At 63.3% G+C, this 17,586-nt stretch carries 23 protein-coding genes; 11 read left to right on the forward strand and 12 right to left on the reverse strand.

The genetic code is table 11. The features are described from left to right. The first annotated feature begins 16 nt into the window (after nt 1-16). On the forward strand, nt 17-739 hold the full coding sequence (locus A2J02_RS03355) for a TetR/AcrR family transcriptional regulator (protein WP_068046932.1): 723 nt from the start codon (nt 17-19) through the stop codon (nt 737-739). A gap of 26 nt (nt 740-765) precedes the next feature. Here A2J02_RS03355 and A2J02_RS03360 read toward each other — a convergent pair whose 3' ends face one another. Together A2J02_RS03360 and A2J02_RS03365 are read right to left on the reverse strand one after the other, a co-directional pair. Further along, nucleotides 766-1,554, reverse strand: a complete 789-nt coding sequence (locus tag A2J02_RS03360; RefSeq protein WP_068046755.1) for an alpha/beta hydrolase — start codon at nt 1,552-1,554, stop codon at nt 766-768. Nucleotide 1,555: 1 nt separating this feature from the next. Further along, nucleotides 1,556-2,083 (reverse strand): phenolic acid decarboxylase, encoded by a 528-nt coding sequence (locus A2J02_RS03365; RefSeq protein WP_068046934.1) that lies wholly within the window; start codon nt 2,081-2,083, stop codon nt 1,556-1,558. Nucleotides 2,084-2,149: 66 nt separating this feature from the next. Between A2J02_RS03365 and A2J02_RS03370 the strand changes: the two genes are divergently transcribed. The 6 genes from A2J02_RS03370 (at nt 2,150) to A2J02_RS03390 (ending at nt 6,477) form a co-directional block, all read left to right on the forward strand. Next, entirely contained in the window at nt 2,150-2,641 is a 492-nt protein-coding gene (locus A2J02_RS03370; RefSeq protein ID WP_068046757.1) for a MarR family winged helix-turn-helix transcriptional regulator, read from the forward strand. Nucleotides 2,642-2,786: 145 nt separating this feature from the next. Continuing rightward, nucleotides 2,787-2,912, forward strand: coding sequence for a hypothetical protein (locus A2J02_RS28880; protein WP_255183353.1), 126 nt, complete (start codon nt 2,787-2,789; stop codon nt 2,910-2,912). After that, on the forward strand, nt 2,888-3,709 hold the full coding sequence (locus tag A2J02_RS03375; RefSeq protein ID WP_068046760.1) for a mycofactocin-coupled SDR family oxidoreductase: 822 nt from the start codon (nt 2,888-2,890) through the stop codon (nt 3,707-3,709). The genes A2J02_RS28880 and A2J02_RS03375 overlap by 25 nt, the downstream gene beginning before the upstream one ends. A 9-nt stretch (nt 3,710-3,718) precedes the next feature. Beyond that, a complete protein-coding gene (locus A2J02_RS03380) occupies nt 3,719-4,552 on the forward strand; it encodes a mycofactocin-coupled SDR family oxidoreductase (protein ID WP_068046763.1) in 834 nt (277 codons plus the stop codon). Then, nucleotides 4,549-5,484, forward strand: coding sequence for an AAA family ATPase (locus A2J02_RS03385; protein WP_068046766.1), 936 nt, complete (start codon nt 4,549-4,551; stop codon nt 5,482-5,484). Before A2J02_RS03380 ends, A2J02_RS03385 begins: the two co-directional genes overlap by 4 nt. A gap of 69 nt (nt 5,485-5,553) precedes the next feature. Next, on the forward strand, nt 5,554-6,477 hold the full coding sequence (locus A2J02_RS03390; protein ID WP_068046771.1) for a vWA domain-containing protein: 924 nt from the start codon (nt 5,554-5,556) through the stop codon (nt 6,475-6,477). Between the two features lie 73 nt (nt 6,478-6,550). On the opposite strand, the gene A2J02_RS03395 is transcribed toward A2J02_RS03390, so the two are convergent. After that, nucleotides 6,551-7,126 (reverse strand): GNAT family N-acetyltransferase, encoded by a 576-nt coding sequence (locus tag A2J02_RS03395; RefSeq protein WP_068046772.1) that lies wholly within the window; start codon nt 7,124-7,126, stop codon nt 6,551-6,553. A gap of 107 nt (nt 7,127-7,233) precedes the next feature. Between A2J02_RS03395 and A2J02_RS03400 the strand changes: the two genes are divergently transcribed. Further along, a complete protein-coding gene (locus tag A2J02_RS03400) occupies nt 7,234-7,722 on the forward strand; it encodes a nucleoside deaminase (protein WP_068046775.1) in 489 nt (162 codons plus the stop codon). Nucleotides 7,723-7,780: 58 nt separating this feature from the next. Next, on the forward strand, nt 7,781-9,115 hold the full coding sequence (locus A2J02_RS03405; protein WP_068046778.1) for an alpha/beta hydrolase: 1,335 nt from the start codon (nt 7,781-7,783) through the stop codon (nt 9,113-9,115). Nucleotides 9,116-9,126: 11 nt separating this feature from the next. On the opposite strand, the gene A2J02_RS03410 is transcribed toward A2J02_RS03405, so the two are convergent. From A2J02_RS03410 to A2J02_RS03435, 6 genes are all read right to left on the reverse strand, one after another. Then, nucleotides 9,127-9,879 (reverse strand): ferredoxin reductase, encoded by a 753-nt coding sequence (locus A2J02_RS03410; protein ID WP_068046781.1) that lies wholly within the window; start codon nt 9,877-9,879, stop codon nt 9,127-9,129. Nucleotide 9,880: 1 nt separating this feature from the next. Continuing rightward, nucleotides 9,881-10,480, reverse strand: a complete 600-nt coding sequence (locus tag A2J02_RS03415; protein WP_068046784.1) for a sulfite oxidase-like oxidoreductase — start codon at nt 10,478-10,480, stop codon at nt 9,881-9,883. Nucleotides 10,481-10,543: 63 nt separating this feature from the next. Further along, the gene (locus A2J02_RS03420) at nt 10,544-11,215 is read right to left on the reverse strand and encodes a DUF4232 domain-containing protein (RefSeq protein ID WP_068046788.1); all 672 of its coding nucleotides are present in this window, start codon (nt 11,213-11,215) and stop codon (nt 10,544-10,546) included. Between the two features lie 26 nt (nt 11,216-11,241). Next, complete coding sequence (locus tag A2J02_RS03425; RefSeq protein ID WP_068046791.1) at nt 11,242-11,679, reverse strand: hypothetical protein; 438 nt, start codon at nt 11,677-11,679, stop codon at nt 11,242-11,244. Between the two features lie 147 nt (nt 11,680-11,826). Then, on the reverse strand, nt 11,827-12,387 hold the full coding sequence (locus A2J02_RS03430; RefSeq protein WP_068046794.1) for a TetR/AcrR family transcriptional regulator: 561 nt from the start codon (nt 12,385-12,387) through the stop codon (nt 11,827-11,829). Then, nucleotides 12,384-13,670 (reverse strand): competence/damage-inducible protein A, encoded by a 1,287-nt coding sequence (locus A2J02_RS03435; protein ID WP_068046797.1) that lies wholly within the window; start codon nt 13,668-13,670, stop codon nt 12,384-12,386. Before A2J02_RS03435 ends, A2J02_RS03430 begins: the two co-directional genes overlap by 4 nt. A gap of 91 nt (nt 13,671-13,761) precedes the next feature. On the opposite strand from A2J02_RS03435, the gene A2J02_RS03440 reads away from it, so the two are divergent. After that, complete coding sequence (locus A2J02_RS03440; protein WP_082898889.1) at nt 13,762-14,169, forward strand: DoxX family protein; 408 nt, start codon at nt 13,762-13,764, stop codon at nt 14,167-14,169. Nucleotides 14,170-14,368: 199 nt separating this feature from the next. On the opposite strand, the gene A2J02_RS03445 is transcribed toward A2J02_RS03440, so the two are convergent. Continuing rightward, nucleotides 14,369-14,893, reverse strand: a complete 525-nt coding sequence (locus A2J02_RS03445; protein WP_156516062.1) for a hypothetical protein — start codon at nt 14,891-14,893, stop codon at nt 14,369-14,371. 256 nt (nt 14,894-15,149) lie between these two features. Between A2J02_RS03445 and A2J02_RS03450 the strand changes: the two genes are divergently transcribed. Further along, a complete protein-coding gene (locus A2J02_RS03450) occupies nt 15,150-16,364 on the forward strand; it encodes a hypothetical protein (RefSeq protein ID WP_068046805.1) in 1,215 nt (404 codons plus the stop codon). 55 nt (nt 16,365-16,419) lie between these two features. Here the strand turns inward: A2J02_RS03450 and A2J02_RS03455 are convergent, their stop codons facing one another. After that, nucleotides 16,420-17,163 (reverse strand): hypothetical protein, encoded by a 744-nt coding sequence (locus A2J02_RS03455; RefSeq protein WP_068046808.1) that lies wholly within the window; start codon nt 17,161-17,163, stop codon nt 16,420-16,422. A 27-nt stretch (nt 17,164-17,190) separates the two neighbouring features. Further along, nucleotides 17,191-17,346, reverse strand: coding sequence for a hypothetical protein (locus A2J02_RS28040; protein WP_176460575.1), 156 nt, complete (start codon nt 17,344-17,346; stop codon nt 17,191-17,193). Nucleotides 17,347-17,586: the final 240 nt, after the last annotated feature.

The raw sequence follows: 17,586 nt of genomic DNA on the forward strand, positions 1-17,586 counted from the left end.
CGGTTATTCTTCGGTCATGACACGCGAGGACTCACCACGAGGATCGGCGCGCAATCCGCGTCGGGAGCTGGTCGAGAAGCAAATTCTCGACCAGGCCACGCGATTGTTCGCCGAGAAGGGTTTTGCCAGCACCACACTGCAGGACATCGCGGACGCGACCGGTCTGACCCGCCCGGCGCTGTATCACTATGTCGCGAACAAGGACGAGCTACTCTCGCGCCTGATCAGCGAGAGCACCGAGACCCCGGCCGCAGTTCTGCACGAGATCAATGCGCGATCCGATCTCGGCCCTACCGAGAAGCTACGCAAGATGGCCACCGCGATCGCCCTGAACCAGGCCGAAACCGCCGACCGCTTCAAGCTCATCATCAGGTCGGAAGCCGATCTGCCCGAGGAGATTTCGCGGACGTACCAGCAGAGTCGCAGGCACGTGCTCAAGGAGTTCGTGACGGTCGTCGAAAATGGCGTCAGGGCAGGGGAATTCAGGCCTGTCGACCCGCGCACAGCAGCACTCGGCATCATCGGCATGCTCAACTGGGTCGCCTGGTGGCATCAGAGCGGTGACCCGGACGTCGATCGGAGTGTGGCCACTCAACTCGCCGACATGGCATTGCGGACCGTCGTCCAGGACAGCGGAACGCCTCTCGTACCCGAGGGGCCCGAACGTGCGATCTCGATGCTCCGCGAGGATCTCGATTACCTCGAACGCATCCTGGCTCGGGATCGATCGGAATCGTGATCGACGGACTCGCGCCGGAGCCTTGCTCACCCAGCGTCCGGTAACCCCAGGAACGACAGCAGACGCGTGAGAAGTTCGCCTCGCCACGCACGCGATGACCAGGTGTGGTCGGCACCGGTGACCTCGGTGAATGTCGCGTGTGGCAACGACTCTGCGTAACGGCGTCCGTACTCGAGCGGCACGATCCGGTCTGCCGTGCCGTGGACGATGTCGACGGGGCCGTCGTATCCGGCCGCAGCCTCGTACACATCGAGGCCATTGCGGATGTCGTCGAAAAATGCCAGTCCGAGCCACATGCCGCCGAAGTCGAAGCCGCCGTTCTGTGCGACGGAATCGATGGGCTGGCCCTGGATCTCGTGCTTGACGGTGATGTCGTCGACGACAACGCCTGCAGGTGACCACAAGGTGAGACTGGCGACACGGTCGGACAAGAGCGTGGCCGCCATTGCCGCTTCCACTGCGCCGAGGCTGTGGGCGAGAACGTGCACCGGTGCAGATCGATCGGCAGCGAACTCCCGGATCATGGTCGACACCTGCTCGACCTCGTCGCGCAGGGTGATGTCCTCGAACTCTCCGTCGCTGACGCCGTGGCCGAGTCGGTCGTACGCGCGGACGACTGCTCCCGCTTCGACGAGGCGTCGAGCGATCTGCACGAAGAGACGCTGTGGTCCGATGCTCGAGTCGCTGAAGCCGTGCACGATCAGAACGGACGGCGCTGTTCTGTCGGAGTTCGTGGGTCGATACTCGTGGCCGCGGATCACCTGCCCACGGTGGGGGAGCGTGAGCGTGGCCACGCCGGGGTTATGGATGTTCATCTCAGTTGCTCCGGTCGGCGAAGCCTGCCGGTAAGTCAGCGGGTGCTGTGTCGATGACGGTGTCGTCGTCGATACCGACGTACTCGAACAAGGTGATGTGCGCGAACTCCGGCACGACGTAGATCGGATAGGTGGGGCCCTGATCGCGGAACTGACGCATCTCGTCGAGGTGGTCGTTCTGAAACAGGACGGTTTTGGACCCGTCGAGTTCCACCCAGTGAGGGAAGAAGATGGTGCCGTGCAGTACGCGGTCCTCGGGAACGACGTTGACGACGACGCTCGTGCCGGTGGGCTCGTTCCACGAGATCTTGTACACGCCGCGGCCGAGTCCGACGAGATCGACTTGTTGTCCCTTGACCCACCGGCCGCCGACCATTCCGGTGTGGATCCGGTAGTCGATGGTGGTGGCGTTCTTGACGTACATCTCGTACTGCCACCCGTTGGCGTAGGTGTAGATGAACCGATGGCCGAGGATCGAGTCCAGGGCTTGTTCGGGAGTGGGGTCGGCAACGCTGGTGTGAATGCTCATGATTTCCATGATCACCCAGAAATGCGTTTGTTGCAAACCTAAATTCAGACTGAGTAGTCTGGCGCGGTGGACGATTCCGACAGCGCACCCGGTCTCGCCGATATTGCCCGCCATCTCAGCGAGGAGATTGGCCCCTTCCGGCGCGTGCTGCTCAACGCCTCCCGCTCCCGCGCGGGGCTCAAAGCCCTGCCCGACGCACAGATCGAGATCCTGCGGCGACTCTTTCCGGACAAGTGGGAGGGCCCCACAGTGCTCGGACGTCAGCTGGGGTTGGCTCGCCCAACGATCAGCAACCTCGTCCGAACGATGGAATCGGACGGGCTCGTCGCTCGCCGACCCGACGACTCGGATGCTCGAAGCATGCGCGTCGGCCTCACCGATCTTGCCCGAGAGCAATTGCGCATCTACGACATTGCGGCAGAGGGGCTTCTCGTGAATATCCTCGACGACCTGACGCCGGCCGAGCAACGCACCCTTCGTGACGCCACTGCGTTGCTCGGCCGAATCCGTGAGGCGCTCGAACACGGCGACGGCCTGCAGCGGCGACAGAGTTCGTGACGGCTCGGCGCGCAATTCACTTCGATACTTCACTGCGTGTGCAAGTCTGAATCGGTCGTCCTGTTCTCGCGTCCACGGAACGTAAATCGACAACGATTCAAGTAATTCGGCCACATGTGCACTGGGTGTCATATAGCGTCGAATCATGTCCTTCACATCGGACATCCTGCCGCGGACGTATCCGGCCAATCGTCGAAGCGTTCTGCGCTCGTACCGTTTTCATCCGACGATCAAGGAAGTTCGATCATGGGAAAGCTCGACGGGAAAGTAGCCTTCATCACCGGTGCAGCACGTGGACAAGGGCGTAGCCATGCGCTTCGTCTCGCGCAAGAAGGTGCCGACATCATCGCGGTCGACATCTGCGCACAGATCGATACGGTCGCCTATCCGATGGCCACATCGGAAGATCTCGCACAGACCGTGAAAGAAGTCGAGGCGCTCGATCGGCGCATCGTCGCCAAGGAAGCCGATGTCCGCGATTACGACGCGATGAAAGCGGCAGTGGACTCGGCGGTAGCCGAACTCGGACCCATCGACATCATTCTGGCGAATGCCGGAATAGCACCCCAGGGTGCCGAAAACCCCGACGAAGTGAAGACCTTCCGCGATGTGGTGGAGGTCAATCTCTTCGGTGTGTGGAACACCGTTCAGGCCGGGGTTCCGAGCATGATCGCCAAGGGCCAGGGCGGGTCGATCGTGTTGACCAGCTCGACTCAGGGCCTGTCCGGTGCGGGCGGTAACGGGTCCGGTGCCGGAGACGGCTACGCGGCCAGTAAGCACGCGGTCGTGGGGTTGATGCGCACGTTCACCAATTGGCTTGCGCAGTACTCCATACGCGTCAACACCGTGCACCCGACCGGGGTGAACACGCCGATGGTCGTCAACGACGTCATGCAGAAGTTCCTCACCGAAAACCCCGACGCCACAGCCATGCTCGGCAATTTGCTTCCGGTGCCGATGCTCGAAGCGATCGATATAAGCAACGCCATCGCGTGGCTGGTGTCCGACGATGCGCGGTACGTCACCGGCGTCACCTTGCCCGTCGACGCCGGCTTCCTGGCCAAGTAGGAGACGGACATGGGCAAGCTGGAAGGCAAAGTCGCATTCATCACCGGGGCCGCTCGCAGTCAGGGGCGGAGTCACGCCATACGTCTCGCGCAGGAGGGCGCGGACATCATCGCAGTCGACCTGTGCGGACCGGTCGACACCATCGAAATGTATCCGCCGTCGACCGAAGCGGACCTCGCCGAAACGGTGAAGCAGGTCGAAGCGCTCGACAGGCGAATCGTCGCCACCAAGGCCGACGTGCGTGATTCTGCCGCGCTGAGAAAGGCCGTCGACGACGGCGTCGCCGAACTCGGACGCCTCGACATCGTGCTGGGCAATGCGGGAGTGTTCGAGATTGCGCCTGCCCTCGATATCACCGACGACGCATGGCAGAACATGATCGACGTCAACCTCACGGGCGTCTGGAACACGTGCAAAGTTGCTCTGCCGCATCTGATCGCCGGCGGTCGCGGTGGTTCCATCGTGCTGACGAGTTCGACGGCGGGCCTCAAGGGCACACCGAACACGGTGCACTACACCGCGACCAAGCACGGCGTCGTCGGCATCATGCGCACTCTCGCAAACGAATTCGGACAGCACAGTATTCGCGTCAACACCGTTCATCCGACCGGTGTGGACACCGTCATGATTCAGAATCCCAAGACGTGGGGGTTGTTCGCTCCCGACGATCCGAACCCGTCGCGAGAGAAGTCGGCACCGATCTTCCAGACCACGAACACGCTGCCGGTGCCGTGGATCGAGGCAATCGACATCTCCAACGCGATAGCGTTCCTGGTCTCCGACGATGCGCGATACATCACGGGTGCAACGCTTCCTGTCGATGCGGCGTACACGGTCAAATGACTGCTACCGCGTCGATCGGTGAGGTGCGCCGGCGGATTGCTGCGCACCTCGTGGGTCGAGACCGTGAACTCGACCTCCTGTTGGCAGCGGTCGCGGCCGGGCGGGACCTGCTCCTCGAGGGCCCGCCCGGCACCAGCAAGAGCACGCTGCTCGGCGCGATCACATCCGAGTGGTCCATTCCGCTGTTCTTCGTCGAGGGCAACGCCGATCTGACACCGGCCCGAATTGTCGGTCACCACAACCCGGCTCGGGTTCTTCGCGAGGACTACAGCGAGGACAACTTCGTAGCGGGACCGCTGATCGACGCGATGCGCACCGGCGGTTTCCTCTACATCGAAGAGTTCAATCGCGCACCCGAGGACACCCTGAACACGCTTCTCACCGCGATGGCAGAACGACGCATCGTGGTCCCGCGCGTCGGCACTGTGCACGCGTTACCGACGTTCCGCCTCGTGGCATCGATGAATCCCTACGACAACGTCGGTACGACGCGCCTGTCGACGAGCGTCCACGACCGTCTGTGTCGTCTGGCCATCGGTTACCAGGATGCCGAAGCGGAACGCGGCATCGTGGGTCTCCGTAGCGAATCCGACTCCGCTCGACTGATCGCCGACGCCGTAGCCGTCACCCGGATGACGCGTGAGCACGAGGACATCACCCAGGGCAGTAGTGTGCGCGGGGCAATCGATCTGACCCTCGTCGCTCAACAATTGGCAGATCTGCGGGAGGTGGCGATTCCGCTCGCCACCGACATCGATCCACCGAGAGGCCTGCCCGAGGACTACCAGCAGGTGATGCTCGACGCGATGTACGTTGCCCTGTCCGGGCGCATTCACATCGACGAGACATCCGACGCACCAGCAGAAATGGTCTTGCACACGATATGGCAGGACCATTTCGTACTGCGTCCCGCTGCGGCGGCACCTGGTTGAAGAGCCGTCGAGGCCGAATCTCCGATCACACGGCCGGGGACCCGTAAGCCGGCAGGAACTCTGAAGCCGTTGCGCCGCAAACCGAAACAGCTGACGGAGTCACCGTCGCTGTTTCGTCTCGGCGGCGGAAGCGGTGCGGTACTGATCGCTCAGGGCCGCAGCAAGCCGGGTAAGGCTGCCGGCGAGAACAATCCGTCGGCACCCGGATTCACCGAGGAGTCGGCCGAAGTGATTCCTCTGACCGACGCGACCGAAAGCGAGTCGACTGCCGACGCCGCGACTCGGGCCCGCGCCCGAAAGATCGCGGCTCGTCTTGCAGTTCGGCGGCCACGCATCGACACACGCGCACGGCGTGGCGTCGGGGAGTTGACGTCTCTGCGCTATCGAGGCGGCAGTGACGAGATCGACCTGGACCGCATGCTCGATGTGTTTGCGGCCAATCCGATACCGGAGGACGATGACATCGTCGTCCGAGAACGCTTGCACACCAAGCGATCCATCGTCCTGGTGGTCGACATCTCCGGGTCGATGAAGGGCGAACGGGTGCGGACTGCGGCCGCGACCGTCGGCGCTCTGGCCGGTGAGATGAACCGAGACAACCTCGCGGTCGTCGCGTTCTGGTCCGACGCTGCCGTACTCACTCGATTCGGCGACTCGCGGACCCCATTGAATATTCTCGACACCGTTCTCCGCATTCCGGCGCGGGGATTGACCAACGTGCAGTTCGCGCTCCAGACCGCGGCCGGGCTACTGAGTACGGCGTCGGCTCCCGACCCACGGGTTCTTCTTCTCTCGGACTGCGTCCACAACGCCGGTCCCGATCCACGCTCGACCGCAGCCAGGATCGCGCGCCTGGACGTACTGCTGGACACGTCGGGTGAACATGACGTCGACCTCGGACGGGATCTCGCGCGAACAGGGCACGGTCGTATACGGACCATCAAGACCTACCGCGACGTCGCACCGGCACTGAGTTCACTGTTCGGAGACTGACGTGTGAAAATCGTGATTCACGTGTTCGTCTGCGACATCGGCATCAGGCACCTCTCGGGTCAGGAGTCGGACGTCACGTACGCAGGTCTTTTCGCATGATGACTCGCGGGATTCCGCCCGATACCGATGTCGTCTCGGCGGCGAACTCGAAGCCTGCCGAATCGAACAGTCCGCGGGTGCCGACGTAGGCCATCGTCAGATCGACCTTCGCACCCTTGTTGTCCACCGGATAGCCCTCGATGGCCGGAGCACCGTGATCGGCCGCGAATTGAACGGCACCGTCCAAGAGCACGTGCGCGATCCCGCGCTTGCGGTGTCCGGCCTTGACGCGGAAGCACCAGGCCGTCCAGACCGGTAAGTCGTCGACGTGCGGAATCTTGTTCGAGCGCGCGAACGGCAGCTCCGAGCGTGGTGCCACCGCAGCCCAACCGACCACCTCGTCCCCGTCGTAGGCCAGCACACCCGGTGCGACTTTTCGACGGGTCAGCTTCTCGACGTATGCGGCGCGTTCCGGGCCGACGAGTGCTCTGTTGGTCGCGGAATCGATTCGATGACTCAGACACCAACAGACCGAGGACGTCGGGTTCTTCGGGCCGAGAATCGTCCGCAGATCTGCGAACGACGTGGCAGGCCGTACCGAGAAGCTCACCCGCTGACCATACCGAGGATCGGTGTCCAATTACCGGTCCGGCAGGCGGTGATTTCGAGGCGGTACGGTCGAGACGTGAACACTTCGACCGTCGCTGCCGGTGCACTGTGAGCATCTCTTCGAGCGACCGTGCATTTCTGGCCCGTGCTGTGGATCTTGCTGCAGAGGCGGCGCGAACGGGCAACGATCCGTTCGGCTCTATTCTGGTGTCGGACGGTGGCCAGTTGCTGGCCGAGGACAGGAACCGGGTCGGCGACCGAGACGATCCCACCCAGCATCCCGAGATCGCACTGTCTCGGTGGGCTGCGACCAACCTGGACGCCGATCAGCGTCGATCCTCTACGGTCTACACCTCCGGTGAGCACTGTGTGATGTGCTCTGCGAGCCACGGCATAGTCGGACTCGGCCGCATCGTCTACGCCACGTCGACTGCTCAATTGCTCACGTGGCTCGAAGAATTCGGTGCTGCACCCCTCGCGATCACGCCGTCGCCCATCCAGCAGATCGTGCCCGGCATCGCGGTGGACGGACCGGTCGCCGAGTTCAGCGAGGCCGTTCGCGAACTGCACAGGCAACGCCACACTTCTGCGCAGTAGTGGGGCAGTGATGGTGCAGGCGGACATCGAAGTGGGAGCAGGGCACCGTACGAGAGCGATGACGACTGCGCTCGCGGTGACCGGCATCGCCGGCGTCGTACTCGCGTGGCTCGAGTTCGTCCTCATCCGTCAGCAGCTCGCGGTGGGGTTGTGGGTCATCGCCGTGGCAGTCGTCGCGACATGTCTCGTCTCGTCCGATGCCGGAAAGCATGTAAGCGTGGGGACTTCGCTCGGGTCCGTCACCGTCGTGACTCAGGTGGCATGGCTGGTGACGGATATCCACGCACTGTGGGTCACGGCCTTGGCTGCGTCGATGGCGCTCGGCTTCTATCTGCTCGCGTCGGCATGGGCAGGCCGTTCGAAGGCCTCCGCTCGTGGGGTGGCCACCGCCGTTCCGGCGGGCTTCGCTGCAGCGATTGCATTGGTGATTTCCGTCGTGGTCGTCGGCACGGCGGCCAGTCCGGCACCACTGATTCGATCGCTGCATGCGTTGGGGCAGAGCAATTCCTTCGAGCCCGACGCGCGGACGGCCACGGCGGTGGTCGACGGTGCACGCCTCACCAACGACATCGAATACGGTTCGACGCTTCCGAATTCGTTTCTCGACATCTACATCGCCGACGACGATCCGTCGGTCAGCCGGCCCACATACATCGTGATTCACGGTGGTGGCTGGATTGTCGGAGACAAAACGGACGGTGCGCCCAGCGGCAATTCCGGTGGCGCGTCGTGGGCCGGCCCCATGCTCGACGCCGGCTACAACGTGGTGTCGGTGAACTACGCGTTCGCGCCGAGCTACCGATTTCCCACGCAGACAATCCAACTGGGCCAGGCCGTGCAGTTTCTGGAAACGAACGCGGACGGGTACGGACTCGACATGAGTCGCGTCGTCCTCGCCGGAACCAGTGCGGGTGGGCACATCGCGGGCAGCTACGCTGCCGTGCAGACCAATTCCGATTACGCGCGGGCGCTGGGTATCGAGCCCACCATCGACCGAAATGCGCTGAAGGCACTGGTATTCGAGAGTGCTGCCCTCGATGTCGCTAGAGCGGGCGCACCGCAATCACCGAGCCCGTCGAACGGATTCTTCTTCGATATCGCCGCCCGAAGCTACCTCGACACCACCGACCGAGCGTTGCTGGAGCAGGCGAACGTCATCGACAATGTCACGGCCGACTTTCCTCCGAGTTTCATCTCCGACGGCAACACCGGTACCTTCCCCGACCAGGCAGCCGAACTGAGCGCTGCGCTGGATCGAGTGGGCGTCGCCAACCGCCTGAACCTGTACAGCAAGAACGAGGCGAGACTGGACCATTCGTTCATGTCGGTGGATTCGGAATGGACCGACGACTACACCCGACTCAAGATCGAGTTCCTCGGCGACATCGTCTGATCCGCTGCTCCTCAGCTCGGTCCGAAACGCTCCGTTCGGATGTTCGCTGCCGAGTGGCCCCGCTGCACCAGCATGTCGGCCACTGTGTCCACGAAACTCGTGGGGCCACAGATGTAGCAACGCGGCTCGAACTCCGCCGGCCATCCGTGTGCGTCGAGGTCCTCGACCGTGATGCGGCCGAGGGGCCGTGCGTTGCCGGCAGGAGCACGCCGCGTGTGGATCATGGTGACGTCCACACCGGCCGGTGGACGAGCCCATTCGTCCGCGAAGTAGACCTCCGTGGGTTCGCGCACGGAGTACAACACCCGGAACGGCACCCGACCGCCGTCCGCGGACGCCTGCGCACGAACCATCGCGCGGAGCGGGACGATGCCGGAACCGCCGCCCACCAACAGGATCGGCGGAGACGGCGTCTCGGAGGGCCGGGACGGCCGCCAGACGAACCATCGACCCACCGGCCCGCGGATTTCGATGCGATCGCCGACCTCGACGGCCTCGACCAGGTAAGGAGACACCTCACCGTCGGCGACGTTCTGCACAGTGATCTCGATGCGCGACGTGCCGTCGGGTGCCGACGCCAAGGAGTAGCTTCGCTGTGCGCTGTAGCCGTCCTCGGCGGTGAGCTTGACGTCCACATGCTGTCCGGCGAGATGGCCGGGCCATCCGTCGACGTCGAGAACGAGGGTGGACGCGGTGGGTGTCTCACGCCGCACGGTCGCCGCCGTGGCAACGAGCCAGGGTTTCGCCCCGACTGCCGATGTCACGTCAGTCGCCCTGGTATCGCTGCTCGCGCCACGGATCTCCGTAGTCGTGGTACCCACCGCGTTCCCAGAAGCCTTGCTCGTTCTCCGCGGTGAGCTCGATGCTCGAGATCCACTTCGCCGATTTCCAGAAGTACAGATGTGGAACGAGAAGCCGTGCGGGACCACCGTGTTCGCGAGTCAGGGGAGCGCCGTCGAACTCGGTGACCAGCCAGGCCTTCCCATCCCTGAGATCTTCGAGGGGAAGATTGGTCGTGTAGCCGTCGAAGCCGTGCACCACGACGTAGCCGGCATCGGTATCGAGACCGTCCAGTAGAACGTCCAGGCTCACGCCCTTCCAGGTGGTGTCGAGCTTGGACCACTTGGTGACGCAGTGGATGTCGACGGTCGGAGTCTCGTGCGGGAGAGCCGCGAATTCGTCCCAGGTCCAGCTGCGAGTCTCGCCGCGTTCGGTGGTGACCGAGAACGACCATTTGTCGGTCGCGACCACGGGCGCAGGCCCGATCGCGAGGACGGGAAAATCCTTGGTCAGATACTGACCGGGGGGAGTACGCCCGTCGTCGCCGCGTCGCCGACCCACGAAGCCCTTCGAGATCAATGCCATGGTGGCAAATTGTCCTCCCGCGGTCGGGAGTCTGACAAGTCGGAGGAGGCGACGATGTCGATGTCAGTAGACAGGCCCGCTGAAGGCACCGATGTAGCTGGCGGGACGCGTCGCACCGTCTTGACGCTGTACACCGACCGATGCGGGGAAGGGAAGTGTCATCACTGTCGTGTCACCGGGCGCGGTGGTGAGAAATGCAGACGGGATCCACGCTCTCTCGTCGTTCTTGTTCACCGTGCCGAGAGTCAGTTCGGCAACTGCGGCCGCCCCGGGTTCGAGGGTGATGGTGGTCGACGGCGTGATCTCGCTACGCGCCAGGTCGTAGTCCGGTCCCAACCCGTCGACGTCGGGTCCTTGCAGCGTTGCTCCGGGAAATCCTGTGACGTTGCACGGTACGGATCCGGAGTTGGTGTAGCGCAACGGAACCGTTGTCTGGACATCGCTCGGCGTGATGTCTCCGAGGGCGGGGGTGATGTCTGCAGCGGTGCACGCCGGGACGGCGGCGCCGCCTGCACCGTCACCGCCGCCGGTTGCGGTCCCATCCGATTGCGCTCCGTCGGAGTCAGCGCCACCCGCCGGGTCCGTACCGGAGACTTCTCCTGGAACAGGCTGTGGCGCAGCCGATGTCGACGCGGTGGTTGCGGTGTCGGCTGGTGCCGTTTCCGCCGTGGTACATCCAGTCAGTGCGATCAGACCGACTATTCCGAACGCCGAAAACGTTCCGATTCTGTTCACTGTTGTCTCCTGCTCGTCCGCACTGCTCAGGGAATCTGGACTGTGCCCGTGGCTCGGTCGGTGGTGTGGGGCCCGTTGGTGGTCAGCGTGTATTCGACGGCACCGTGTCCGGAGAAGGTTTTCAGCCCGTAGTTCACCAGTCCGCTGGTGACCGGGATGTCGTCCGAACCCGTTCTACCGGTGGCCAGTTCCTTCCAGCTGAGTGTGGCGGTGAGGTTGCACGGGCCGATGCCGAGGTACTGAACGTCCGGTCCGACGATCACGTATGAGTTCGATTCCGCGCCGGGTCGAATCGATACGTCGATCTTGGCTGCGCAGAACCCCGACTGAGGCAGGCTGTAGGTCTCGAGTGTCAACGGTGAGGAAACTGTATCGGCCGATGCGGTACCGACGGCAACCGAGGTTACCGCTGCAGCTGTCAGCGCGAGAATGGTCGAAACTCGTCGAACGGTCTTGTGCACCATATGTACTCCTGGATGAGTTGTACCCCGGTCGATCGAGGTGTGTTGGGCGTACCGAGTACGCAAACCCTTACTTCGTCTAACGATAACATCAAAACTGAATCATGCAAGGTTTAGTGAACGTAAGCCGAGTTCACAAGAGCGGAGGCGCTAAAGATCCAGTTCGAGCAAGACGGCAGTGAACCGCAGCATGAGACCCGCGACGTCGATGCTGGGATCGGAGATCCACTGCAGTTGCAGGCCTTCGGCGAGTGCGGCGACGGCTTCCACGGCGGCGATGTCGGCATCGGGAGCGAGTCGAGCGATCACGCCCACCACAGCGGCGCGATGCTCGGCCATGAAGGTGTGCGCGGGATGGGCGGGATCGGCTGCTGCAGCGGACATGTCGACAAAGAGCTTCGTCAGCCCCGGAGTCATGGTCGTCTCGGCCAGATAGGCGTTCTGCCCCTCTGCTGTGCTGAGATCGTGCAGCGCCGCGGCGTCCTCGTCGCGGCGGCGGAGTATCGCGACGAACAATTCGTCCTTCGAGCCGAAATGGTGGAGCACGCCTGCTTCGGTTACTCCGGCCGCTTCGGCGATGTCGCGTAGGCGTGGACCGAGTCTGTCGCTGGTTGCATAAGCGTTCAGGGCGGCTTCGAGGATCGCCGATCTGCGCGCGGCTCCCTTGGGCGATCGTCGGCGAGGAGTGACCCTGTCGGAGCCTTCGGTCATCGGTCGGGCTTCAATGCGTCGGCGAGCATATGCATTGCCGCGGTGGTCGACAGTGCACGGACACTTGCCCGGTCTCCGGGGAGATGAAGGGTGTGGGTGACGGGAGGTCGGCCCGTGACGGCTATAGCGAAGCAGACGGTCCCGACCGGTTTGGCCTCGGTGCCACCACCCGGGCCCGCGACGCCACTCGTCGATACCGCGATGTCGACGTTCAGTCGATTCAGTGCGCCTTCGGCCATCAGCGCCGCGACCGGCTCGCTGACCGCTCCGTGTTGGTCGATGACCTCGGCGGGGACGTCGAGCAGGCCCGTTTTCGCCTCGTTGGCGTAGGACACCACCGCGCCGATGACGTACGCCGACGATCCTGCGCGGTCGGTCAGGCGTGCGGCGATCATCCCTCCGGTGCACGATTCTGCCGTGGCGATGCGATGCCCGGACAGACGGTGCGCGACGATGTCGTCGACGGTGGACCCGTCGGTCGAAAAGACCCGTGCACCATGGATTTTCCCGACAAGACGTTCGAGTTGCATGTAAGCCGGTCTCGCCGACTCGGCGTAACGGGTCACCATTTCGAGCTCGCCGAGACTCAGGCAGGTGGTGATCTCGAGATCGTCGAATCCCGTGATCTCGCGCTGTGCTGTTCGCAGCGTTTCGGCGAGGTCGGCCTCGGACAGTCGGTAGCCGCGAATGGTGTCCTGGCGCATCTGCGTGCGGCGGGCGAGGACCTCGGCGACGGGTGCGCTGTCGAGAGCCTCCGGCCACATCGCCTGCAGCTCGCGAGGTGGGCCGGGCAGAATGAGGACGGCGGGCAGTGATCTGGAGTCGTCGGCCGGTATCGCGACCCCGGGTGCGGTTCCGGTCGGTGAAATGGACTGCGCACCTTGGGGAACCATCGCCTGCTTTCGGATTCCGGCCCGTAGCGGCTCGGAGTCGGCTGCGGAACTCATTCTGCTTCGCCACCGTTGCACGATTGCGTGGATGCGATCTTCTAGCTCGGCGTCCAGCGTCAATTCGCGGCCGTACAGTGCGGCGACGGTCGGAACGGTGAGGTCGTCGGCGGTCGGACCCAAACCACCGGTCGTAACGATCAGGTCGACACGTTGATCGGCCAGAAACCGCACCTGCGCAGTCAGATCGTCCGGCCGATCACCGCAGACGGTGATGTGGGCTACATCGACGCCCATCTCCAGAAGTCGTCGAGCCACCCACGGGCCGTTCCGGTCGGTGACCCGACCGGCCAGAACCTCGGTTCCCGTGACCACCACACCTGCTCGCACAGTCATCCTTAGACCTTACTGACCGGGGCGCGGGCGGTGACTTTTGCGGTTGGCTCGGGTCCAATAAGTGACATCGACCGCTACCGAGGAGACATCCATGACCACCACCCACACCAGCGCGCCGAGGAAGACCGCCCCGCGGATCGGCCTCATTCTACAGATCCTCGTGATCGTTTTCCTCCTGTTCGACGCGATCAGTCACATTCTGAATCTGCAGGTGGTGAAGGACGCATCGGTCGACCTCGGCCTGCGCGACGACATGGCTCCGATCACCGGCACCGTCATGGTCGTCATCTTGATTCTGTACACGATTCCCGCGACGTCGATCTTGGGTGCCATCGTGCTGACCGGCTATCTCGGCGGTGCGGTGCTGACCAACTGGCGTGTCGAGAAGCCGCTGCTGAGCACCGTGTTCTTCGCGATCTACGTGGGTATCGCGGCGTGGGGAGCGCTGTACCTACGGGACGAGCGGGTGCGCAGCATCATTCCGTTGCGCCGACCGTAGAGGGCGACGTTCGATCAACTCGAGCCGCTACTCGACTGTTCGGATAGCCGAAGTTCTCCCTGAATTCTTCGCGGCTGACGAATCCGCGCGCGTTTGCCGCGATTTCTCTGTCCGCGAATGTAACTCGGGCCACGCTGGCCATGCGGATTGCGATAGATGGTCAGTGCCATCTTCCAACGCTTCGGTCGATGGCTCTGCTTCAGAGCGGCCGATTGTCGACATGCGCGAAGTTGATTCGCCTCGGTGCGTTGGGGTCGCGCGGCGGTGGTTTCTGCCGTTCGGCAGCAGCGGCGAACCAACTACCGTCGGGAATGTCGATCTCGGGAATTTCGCGTCTGTTCATGTCGATCTGCGTTGCGGTTTCGGGATCGGGATCGTCCCACAAAGTCGTCACATCTGCCGCTGCAGCGGCGAATTCGCTGCCATCGATGATGTACTGCGTTTCGTCTATTCCGAAATACGGCCACGCGAAGTAGACGCTCATCGGGCCTGGTGCAGGCACAGCCGTGAGCACGAGTCCGATCCGCCCGTGTATGCCGCTTCCGTTGCCACCGTTCGCCTGCAGGCCTCTGGGTCGGCCGGGAAGATTGGTGGAGACATTGCCCTGAGCATCCTCGAAGCCGATCAGCATGGGCGGGGTATGGCCGGATTCGGGCTTTCCGAAGCCGTACATACCGAGGAATCGATCCGTGGTCGGGACCGCGGCTTCGACCGACAACGTCACGCAGCGACTGTAAATGTGTGCTCCGGTGAGCCATACCGCGATGGTGTCGGTGTGCGCGAGTACAAGTCTCAAGGGCACCAGGGCCGGAATCTCGTTGACCGGTACGCCCTGAAAGCGGACTGGTGCTGGGGTCGAGCCGGATTCATTGCTCACGCAAGCCACCCTGCACCAACGCTCGCAGGTGCGCAAGGCAAGGGATTCGGTGCTGGTGCCTCGGATGACCGAGACGTTCCGAGTCGAAAGCTAGGCTCTGCAAATGCGAACCGATCTGCGACGCGGTGGGGTGTGGGCGGACGTCGTGGTGGTCGTAGCGATTGTGACCGTCGGGACCGTGGTTGCCGGAGTCCTCGAAGATCAGCAGCCCTCCGTCGAGGCCATACCCGGCTGCGACGTCGTTCTTCCTGCCGAGGAGGGCTTTTCTTTCTCGATCGGTTTTTACGGGGGTCGGTACGACAACCCCGACCATCCGTGGCTGACGGCAACGAAGGCGTCGGCAATGTCGACTGCGCTGGTCGAATCTCTGCCCACCGATGTGCAATTGGAGTTCGCGGCGCCCTCCAATTCTTTGATATTCCAACCGATCGATATCTATCCCGAAGGCGTGGAGATCGCGGAGGGTGTCACGGTCGAGGACATCAGCGGTGACAGTACGGCCTCAGGCGTCGTCGGTCGCGGTGAGGCGCGCGCGCCCCTTCGAGTATCGGTCGAAGAGTGGGACGGTGAGCTACCGCCATGCGTCGAAGAGCGGGTCGACGAACGAACTCGCATGCCCGACGGCACTGTTGTCGACACATTGGATGCGGTGTCCGACTTCAACGGAGGGGCGACGCATCGCCTTACTGCGGTAGCGTATTTCGCGGACACTCTCGTACACGCGAGAACCTCGAACGAAGGGAGCGACGCGATGCTCCCGCTGGAGGTGGACGAGCTTCGCGGTATTGTCGCGAACCCTCAATTGCGCGTCACCGCAGAGGTTCCCGACGGAACACCGCCACCGCCTCGTGAATGTGGTTCGTACCGCGAGAATCCGTTGCTTCCTCTGTCCAAGGACAGGGTCGAAAGCATCGGCGCGTCATTGGCCGAGCAGTGGGCAATAGTCTTCCCAGATGCGCAATCCGATCGCCCCATCGGAGATCTGGTGCTCGGGTCGTCCGGAAACGGAAGTGCGTGCACCATCGTGAACGTATCGACACCGACCGGTTCCGCGGAACTGAGTGTCGAAATATCGATCGGTGACACCACTGCGAGGGGAAGCGTCGAGGCGCAAGACAGCTCTGATGTGAACCGATCGACTCTGCCCGACGGCACCGTTGTGACGCGCCGATCCGACGAAGCACCGCGAGAAGGGCAGCCGCGCGAGTGGCTCAGCGTGCTCAGGCCGTCGAACACGCTCGTGCAGTTCAGTTTTGGAAACGAAATCGACGCCGATTCACTCGTCGAGCTCGCGTCGGCTCCAGGACTGGACCTGTAACTCCCGGCGATCGAAGGGTGACTCGCTATCGCGGACACGGTCAGTTCAGATCTCGTCAACGGCCAGCATGCACGAACAGGCTGTCGCTCATCCGAGCGTCTACGGCGATGATCGTCAGGTCGAGGTCCGGTTCTGCGGTCGGTTGGTCGACAGGCGGGCCGACGTAGACACAGATGCCGGTCTGGACGTCCAGTCGGACGGTGACCGGTGGTCCCGGGACCCAGTGGCGTGTCTCGGAGTCGTAGTGCCCGCTCAACAGTGCACAGCATTCGCAGCGGGCGTCGTATCGGTCCGTCGTGACTACAGTCGCCTGCCACGCCGGTCGGCCGTGATGCTCGACGGCCCTCACCTCGCATAATTCCGTGACTGTCTCGGTGGATGAATGATCATGCCCGGAGCGGGTGACTTCGATGGGGTTGAGCATCGCGATCCACTGGTAGTTCTCGTAGAACGGGTCGTCATAGTCCACGAGCCATGAGTCGGCGATGGACGGTAGCGCTGAGACGAGGCCGTCGGAATCGAATGTCGGTGTCGTGTCCGACGGCCACCGCCCCTCCAACTGGCGAGGTGCGCCGTTCGAGTACTGCACCCCCATGCCCGCGAATGGGATTCCAGCGCCGACTCTTTCGACGAGCTTGCCGTTGGCGTCCTCCACGCGCATGTTGCCAGGACGACGGATCCATGCGTGCACCGAGAGTGTGTGGCGAGTAGGTAGGAGTTCGAACTCGACGGACTCCCACAGCCACGGTGACGATTGCGCCAACCGACGGAACTGTTCGACGGACGGGTTCGTGATCATGCACCGATCATGCCGTCGAGCCGCGATTCAGTTCTGCACGTTTCCGTTCTCAGGAGGGTGTGGCACGTTGTCCTCATCCACGTGGGCACCCTCGACCGCGTCCGTCTCGGGGGTGTGCTCTCGGGGGCCGTCGTTGCTGCCCTGCGAGGGGACTGCATCGCTTGCGTCGGTCGGCATCGTCATGAAATCTCCACGGAGTCGGGGCGACAGGTCGCCGATGGATGTACGTCATGGGTGTGCCCCGCTGTGCGCAGAACTACACCCCGGAGAAACCAGAAGGACGACACGCCCCAGCTTGGGGGCACCCGGCCTTCGCGCGAGCATCCCTGCCTGACGGGTTTCGGTGCTCACGCGGGCTGCACCTGAGCGTTCACTACCGTCGCCCATCGGCGGCATTCCGCGCATGACACCCGACCGTGAACA

It is taken from the genome of Rhodococcus sp. EPR-147, assembly GCF_001647185.1.
Taxonomy (GTDB): Bacteria; Actinomycetota; Actinomycetes; order Mycobacteriales; family Mycobacteriaceae; genus Rhodococcoides.

What these genes read in the sequence shown, in the direction of transcription:
- A2J02_RS03405 (WP_068046778.1), top strand. Translation starts at nt 7,781, where the DNA reads ATGACGACTGCGCTCGCGGTGACCGGCATCGCCGGCGTCGTACTCGCG.
- A2J02_RS28880 (WP_255183353.1), top strand. Translation starts at nt 2,787, where the DNA reads ATGTCCTTCACATCGGACATCCTGCCGCGGACGTATCCGGCCAATCGT.
- A2J02_RS03450 (WP_068046805.1), top strand. Translation starts at nt 15,150, where the DNA reads ATGCGAACCGATCTGCGACGCGGTGGGGTGTGGGCGGACGTCGTGGTG.
- A2J02_RS03455 (WP_068046808.1), bottom strand. Translation starts at nt 17,163, where the DNA reads ATGATCACGAACCCGTCCGTCGAACAGTTCCGTCGGTTGGCGCAATCG.
- A2J02_RS03375 (WP_068046760.1), top strand. Translation starts at nt 2,888, where the DNA reads ATGGGAAAGCTCGACGGGAAAGTAGCCTTCATCACCGGTGCAGCACGT.
- A2J02_RS03415 (WP_068046784.1), bottom strand. Translation starts at nt 10,480, where the DNA reads ATGGCATTGATCTCGAAGGGCTTCGTGGGTCGGCGACGCGGCGACGAC.
- A2J02_RS28040 (WP_176460575.1), bottom strand. Translation starts at nt 17,346, where the DNA reads ATGACGATGCCGACCGACGCAAGCGATGCAGTCCCCTCGCAGGGCAGC.
- A2J02_RS03385 (WP_068046766.1), top strand. Translation starts at nt 4,549, where the DNA reads ATGACTGCTACCGCGTCGATCGGTGAGGTGCGCCGGCGGATTGCTGCG.
- A2J02_RS03435 (WP_068046797.1), bottom strand. Translation starts at nt 13,670, where the DNA reads ATGACTGTGCGAGCAGGTGTGGTGGTCACGGGAACCGAGGTTCTGGCC.
- A2J02_RS03380 (WP_068046763.1), top strand. Translation starts at nt 3,719, where the DNA reads ATGGGCAAGCTGGAAGGCAAAGTCGCATTCATCACCGGGGCCGCTCGC.
- A2J02_RS03440 (WP_082898889.1), top strand. Translation starts at nt 13,762, where the DNA reads ATGACCACCACCCACACCAGCGCGCCGAGGAAGACCGCCCCGCGGATC.
- A2J02_RS03425 (WP_068046791.1), bottom strand. Translation starts at nt 11,679, where the DNA reads ATGGTGCACAAGACCGTTCGACGAGTTTCGACCATTCTCGCGCTGACA.
- A2J02_RS03365 (WP_068046934.1), bottom strand. Translation starts at nt 2,083, where the DNA reads ATGAGCATTCACACCAGCGTTGCCGACCCCACTCCCGAACAAGCCCTG.
- A2J02_RS03360 (WP_068046755.1), bottom strand. Translation starts at nt 1,554, where the DNA reads ATGAACATCCATAACCCCGGCGTGGCCACGCTCACGCTCCCCCACCGT.
- A2J02_RS03355 (WP_068046932.1), top strand. Translation starts at nt 17, where the DNA reads ATGACACGCGAGGACTCACCACGAGGATCGGCGCGCAATCCGCGTCGG.
- A2J02_RS03430 (WP_068046794.1), bottom strand. Translation starts at nt 12,387, where the DNA reads ATGACCGAAGGCTCCGACAGGGTCACTCCTCGCCGACGATCGCCCAAG.